Source organism: Mycobacterium sp., assembly GCF_049683355.1.
In the GTDB taxonomy this organism is placed as follows: Bacteria; Actinomycetota; Actinomycetes; order Mycobacteriales; family Mycobacteriaceae; genus Mycobacterium.
The window spans coordinates 1-5517 of sequence record NZ_JBAUJB010000129.1 but is presented as its reverse complement, the minus strand read 5'-3'; the positions used below and the strand labels follow the sequence as shown (position 1 = coordinate 5517).

At 67.3% G+C, this 5517-nt stretch carries 5 protein-coding genes and 2 pseudogenes; 2 read left to right on the top strand and 5 right to left on the bottom strand.

All coding sequences use genetic code 11. The features are described from left to right. Both WA944_RS08175 and WA944_RS08170 read right to left on the bottom strand, forming a co-directional pair. Window positions 1-255 (bottom strand): annotated as a pseudogene (locus WA944_RS08175) (PadR family transcriptional regulator); the annotation flags it as partial. Window positions 256-350: 95 nt separating this feature from the next. Beyond that, a complete protein-coding gene (locus WA944_RS08170; RefSeq protein ID WP_526368704.1) occupies window positions 351-878 on the bottom strand; it encodes a PadR family transcriptional regulator in 528 nt (175 codons plus the stop codon). A gap of 124 nt (window positions 879-1002) precedes the next feature. Between WA944_RS08170 and WA944_RS08165 the strand changes: the two genes are divergently transcribed. Beyond that, entirely contained in the window at window positions 1003-2349 is a 1347-nt protein-coding gene (locus WA944_RS08165; RefSeq protein ID WP_526608914.1) for a carotenoid oxygenase family protein, read from the top strand. Window positions 2350-2362: 13 nt separating this feature from the next. Here WA944_RS08165 and WA944_RS08160 read toward each other — a convergent pair whose 3' ends face one another. Then, window positions 2363-3163 (bottom strand): RDD family protein, encoded by an 801-nt coding sequence (locus WA944_RS08160; RefSeq protein ID WP_526375815.1) that lies wholly within the window; start codon window positions 3161-3163, stop codon window positions 2363-2365. 84 nt (window positions 3164-3247) lie between these two features. Between WA944_RS08160 and WA944_RS08155 the strand changes: the two genes are divergently transcribed. Continuing rightward, window positions 3248-4240, top strand: a complete 993-nt coding sequence (locus WA944_RS08155; protein WP_526375793.1) for a stage II sporulation protein M — start codon at window positions 3248-3250, stop codon at window positions 4238-4240. Between the two features lie 72 nt (window positions 4241-4312). Here the strand turns inward: WA944_RS08155 and WA944_RS08150 are convergent, their stop codons facing one another. Next, the gene (locus WA944_RS08150) at window positions 4313-5200 is read right to left on the bottom strand and encodes a type IV toxin-antitoxin system AbiEi family antitoxin (protein ID WP_526375795.1); all 888 of its coding nucleotides are present in this window, start codon (window positions 5198-5200) and stop codon (window positions 4313-4315) included. Window positions 5201-5371: 171 nt separating this feature from the next. Further along, window positions 5372-5517 (bottom strand): annotated as a pseudogene (locus tag WA944_RS08145) (DUF58 domain-containing protein); the annotation flags it as partial.

Sequence of the window (5517 nt, the reverse complement as noted above, 5' to 3'; positions counted from 1 at the left end):
GCGCCTGCCGCCGCGGCCGCCTGGACCGAAGCCGAACCCGAAACCCGGGCCGAATCCGCCGCCGGGGCCGCCGAAGCCCGGTCCGAAACCGGCGTCACCGCGGTGCTCACGGACGTGATCGCGGAACTCGCGGCGGGCCTGCCTGCGCCGTTCATGGAGCACACGACGGTCCTGGGGGCTGAAGCCTGGTCCGGAACCGATGCCGTGACCGCGCCCGGCGAAGGGGTTCTCCGGGGGAGTGAAAGGGGTGTTCATGTCTGTTGTCCTTCGTTCCACAGGAAGCACGGTGTGCGCTTCCGATACGTTGACGATATATCGGAAGCTATCGCGATGCAACAGCTACAGCGCGGTCACGTTCGGGTGCGGTCGTCGATGGATGCGACCAGCCAACGGGCCCACTGCTCCTCCATGGCCACGTCCCGCAGCCCGAACTCCAGTGCCGCGCGGCCGTAGAAACCGGCGTCGGAATCCACCCAGTTGATCGAATCACGCAGTTGCTCAAGTCGTTTGAGTTCAGATGCGGCGCGTTCGGCGAACTCGACGGCGTACCTGCGGGCATCTTCGGGGGGTAGCTCGCCGAGCAGGAAGACCCGTAGTACGTCCGGCCGGCGCATCGGCGGGTCGTCGTGGAAATCGCCGATCCACCGGACGAGTTCGGTGCGGCCGGCATCGGTGACGCGGTACTCCTTACGGCCGCGTGGGCCGATGTCCGCCACCTCGATCAGCCCGGAGTCCGCGAGCTTGTTCAGTTCGCCGTAGAGCTGGCTCTGGGTGGCGGGCCACACGTTGGCCATGGACTTCTCGAATCGCTTGAGCAGGTCATATCCGCTGCCCGGATGCTGGGCGAGCAGGCCGAGCGCTGCGAATCGAAGACTCATGGCGGCATCGTACGGCCCGACATTCCTGAGCTGGAGTATTGAAGACCGCAACGCGACGCTCCACCATTGACATGTCACTAATGAGGTGTCATCGTGGACCGGTACCCGACAGGAGGTCCAGCCCATGACCGACATCGCCGCAGACGACACGGACACCAACACGCTGTTCGGTGCCGGGGAGTTCTTCCAACGCGGGAACTACGCTCCCGTCCCTGAGGAGTTGACCACCTTCGACCTTGAGGTCGAAGGTGCGATCCCCGCCGCGATGGCGGGCTGGTACCTGCGCAACGGTCCGAACCCCCGCGAGGCGACGGGTCACTGGTTCACCGGCGACGGAATGATCCACGGTGTCCGGATCGAGGGCGGACGCGCGGCCTGGTATCGCAACCGGTGGGTCCGCACGGACAGCTTCGAGCAGGACTTCCCGCTCTACGACGACGACGGCAATCGCAACCTGCGGGCCAGTGTGGCCAACACCCACGTCGTCAACCATGCAGGCAAGACGCTCGCTCTGGTCGAGTCCTCGCTGCCGTATGAGATCACCAACGACCTCGACACGGTGGGTGCCTACGACTTCGGCGGCAAGCTGACGAACTCGATGACCGCGCACCCGAAGATCTGCCCGACGACCGGAGAGATGCACTTCTTCGGGTACGGCAGCGTCATCGCACCGCACGTCGTCTACCACCGCGCGGACGCCGACGGACAGTTGGTGATCAATCGGCCGCTGGAGGTCAAGGCGCTGACGATGATGCACGACTTCGCGTTGACGGCCCACCACGTCGTGTTCATGGACCTGCCCATCGTCTTCGATTTCGACATCGCGGCGAGCGGTTCGGGTGACATGCCCTACCGCTGGGACGACGAGTACGGCGCCCGGCTGGGACTGCTGCGCCGCGACGACCCGTACGGCGAGGTGCGCTGGTTCGAGATCGACCCCTGCTACGTCTTCCACGTCGCCAACGCCTACGAACGCGGCGACACCGTGGTTGTGCAGGGCGTTCGCTACCCCGAATTGTGGCGCCAGAACGGTGGATTCGACACCGACGGGATGATGTGGACGTGGACGGTGGACCTGCGGCGTGGCACGGTCACCGAAAGCCAGCTCGACGAGCGTGCCGTGGAGTTCCCGCGGATCGACGACCGGCTCGCGACGCTGCAGGCGCGCTACGCGGTGTCCGTCGGCGACGCCAGCCTGGTGCGCCACGACCTCGTCACCGGCGACGCCGCCGAGCACCGGTTCGGCACCCCGGAAGCGCCCGGTGCACCGGGCGAAGCGGTGTTCGTCCCCGGGGCCGGCGCCGCCGATGAGAGCAGCGGCTGGTACCTGGGTTACGTCTACGACCCCACGCGCGACGGCAGCGACCTGGTGATCATCGACGCGTCCGACTTCACCGGTCCGCCCGTCGCCAGAATCAAGCTGCCACAACGAGTTCCGTATGGCTTCCACGGCAACTGGATCGCCGACTGATTCGGCGCGAGCGTCAGGACGGTGGGGTGAACGGACCTGCGTCCTGACGCGGAGACGGTGTCGGCGAGAGGTACCGGGGGTCGGCGCGTCCCTGAGTCGGCCAGGCCGATGGCCGGCGCGAGGAGTGCAGCCGGCCCAGCTCCCGGCGGTGCCGCTCGGCGAGGACTGCGGCCAGTATCAACGGAGCCGGCGTGCCGGGTGGCGGCGGTGGTGAGATGCGGGCGACCACCTCGACGGTGATCCGATGCGCCATCTGCTCTCGCATCTGGGGGTTGAGTTGCGCAGCACGGGAGAGGAACTGGCGGGCGAGCTCGGCTTGTTCGGCGCCGAGCCCGGACAGCTCGAGCGACGCCGCCCACCACGCGAGCTGCGGGGGCATCGGAGGTGGTGGCGAAAGTTTCGCTGCACGTTCGCTGATCACGAGGGTGCCCGCGAAGACATCGCCGATACGCTTGCCCTTCGGGGAGATCAGGCTGCATATCACCGCGGGGCCGCCGGTGAGCATCCAGATCTCGATGACGCCGGACAGCGCCCGAAAGAGCGCCTGGCGGAAGCGTTCCGGGCCGCCGTCTTCGGACACCACGCGCAAGCCCATCGCCATCTTGCCCAGGGACCGGCCGCGGGTGGCGGTCTCGAAGATGACCGGATAGCCCACCAGCGCCAGGACGGTGAAGATGATCAGCACCGCGCCGGAGAACGCCGCGTCGGCCTCCGACAAGGTCACCGCCCACAGCACGACGCCGATGATGTAGCAGACGAACACCACGGTGATGTCGATCAGCGCTGACAGCGCGCGCACCGGGACCTGGGCGATCTGGACATCGAGGACCACCGCGTCTCCGGTCACCACGGGTTCTTGCTGACCGACCATGCCAGCCACGCTACTAGGATCGGCGAGGTGGATGTCGACGCGTTCGTGGTGGCGAATCGCCCGACCTGGGACCGGTTGGACAGGCTGGTGAAGAAGCGCAGGCAGCTCACCGGCGCCGAGGTCGACGAGCTCGTCGACCTCTACCAGCGGGTGTCCACTCACCTGTCGATGGTGCGGTCGGTGTCCTCGGACGGGGTACTGGTCGGCAAGCTGTCGGGGCTGGTGGCCCGCGCCCGGTCGGTGGTCACCGGCGCGCACGCCCCGCTGCGGAGCGAGTTCGTCCGGTTCTGGACGGTGTCCTTCCCGGTTGTCGCCTACCGCGCGTGGCGATGGTGGCTGGGATCAGCGATCGGCTTCTTCGTCGTCGCCGTCCTGATCGCCGGATGGATCGCCGGTAACCCCGAGGTCCAGGCCGCCTTCGGCACCCCGAGCGAGATCGACCAACTGGTCAACAACGACTTCGCCTCGTACTACAGCGAGCATCCGGCGGGCTCGTTCGCGCTGCAGGTATGGGTCAACAACGCATGGGTCGCCGCGCAGTGCATCGGCTTCTCGATCCTGCTCGGAATCCCGATTCCCTACGTGCTGTTCCAGAACGCGGCGAACTTCGGGGTGAATGCGGGCTTGATGTTCGACGCCGGCAAGGGCGATATGTTCCTCGGGCTGATCACCCCGCACGGTCTGATCGAACTGACCGCGGTGTTCCTGGCGGCCGGGGCCGGGATGCGGCTCGGCTGGTCGGTGGTCTCACCCGGGAACCGACCGCGTGGTCAGGTGCTGGCCGAGCAGGGCCGGGCGGTGATCTCGGTCGCCATCGGTCTGGTGGTGGTGCTGCTGGCGGCCGGCGTGATCGAGGCGTTCGTGACGCCGTCGCCGTTGCCGACGTCCGCGCGCATCGCGATCGGCGTCGCGGCAGAGGTGGCGTTCTTGGGTTACGTGTTCCATTTCGGCCGCAGGGCATCGCGGGCCGGAGAGACGGGCGACATCGACAACGCGCCCGACCTGGTGCCCACGGGCTAGGTTTCTCCGCCGAGCAGACACAAACTCGCGCGGTTCCGGGCCAAAGCACGCGAGTTCGCGTCTGCTCGCGGGTCAACTTGCGATCGACGCACGCTCAAGATGATCGGCAATCCGGCCGGCTAGTTGACTGGGATACTGACGGACGTCGGTGACGACGATCGGGATCACCGTCCAATCGAGCTGCTGGATCGCGGCGAACCGGCGCTTGTCGCGCAGCATCTCGGCCCTACCGGCATGCCACTCGATGCTCTCGTACTCCGCGGCTACCCGGTGGTCCGGCCAGGCGAAGTCGACCCGCCAACTCTCTGCGGCGCGGCCGTGAATCACGTACTGAAGCTCCGGAAGTGGCAATCCCTGGTCGATCATGACCAGTCGGGCTTCGCTTTCCATCGCAGATTCCGCGCGTCCGTCCGCCAGTTGCACGAGGGCGCGGACAGTGACGATACCGCGGCGTCCGCGCTGTTCTGATACCGCGGAGACCAGCTCGGCCGGAGTGCACCAACCCGAGTGCAGGGCTGCGTCCAGCGTAGCCAACGCCCGGGGACGCCGCAGTTCGCGGGCCACCTCGACAGCTGTCCACGCGGGAGCAGTGGCGAGGCGGCCCCGTACCTGCTGCAGCGGTGCGCCACCACGCTGATGCACCATCAGCCCCGAGGCCGGACGCAGCCTGACACCTGGGTCCAGCACATGAACACGATCTGTTCCCTCGGTGTCGAAGCCATACAACGCGGCGGCAGTCCCCAGACACGCGACCGCGCGTTGGCCGAGGTGCGCGTCCAGTGCTGTCAACCGGCCGATGAGATCGGGCGTTGTCCGGCCGTAAACGCCGTGCCACACGCGTACCAGCCGACCCTTCTTCACCTGTCGATCGAGCTGTTGACGGGACATTACCTGTAGTAGCTCAGCGGTGGTGGCGTATCCGCCGCCGTGTCGAAACAGGTCGTCCAGCTCTGTGCGCATCCTCGGATCGTCAGCCCGCCCAGGACCGGCGCTGGTCGGTGAGACGGCCGTCGCTGGATGGAATCCGGTGTGGGGATGGCGCGTTGCCCGGCTTGCCCCGCCGAGCAGACACGAACTCGCGAGGTTTCGGCGAAAAGTGCGTGAGTTTGTGTCTGCTCGCGGGGAGAAGGCCTACAGCCGGCCGGTGGCCTTCATCGCCAGGTAGTGGTCGGCCAGGGCCGGTGCGATCTCCTCCGGCGGTGCGTCGACGACGTCGACGCCGCACCGCCGCAGCCGGGATGCGACGTCGCGGCGTTCGTTGCGGGCGCGTTCGGCGG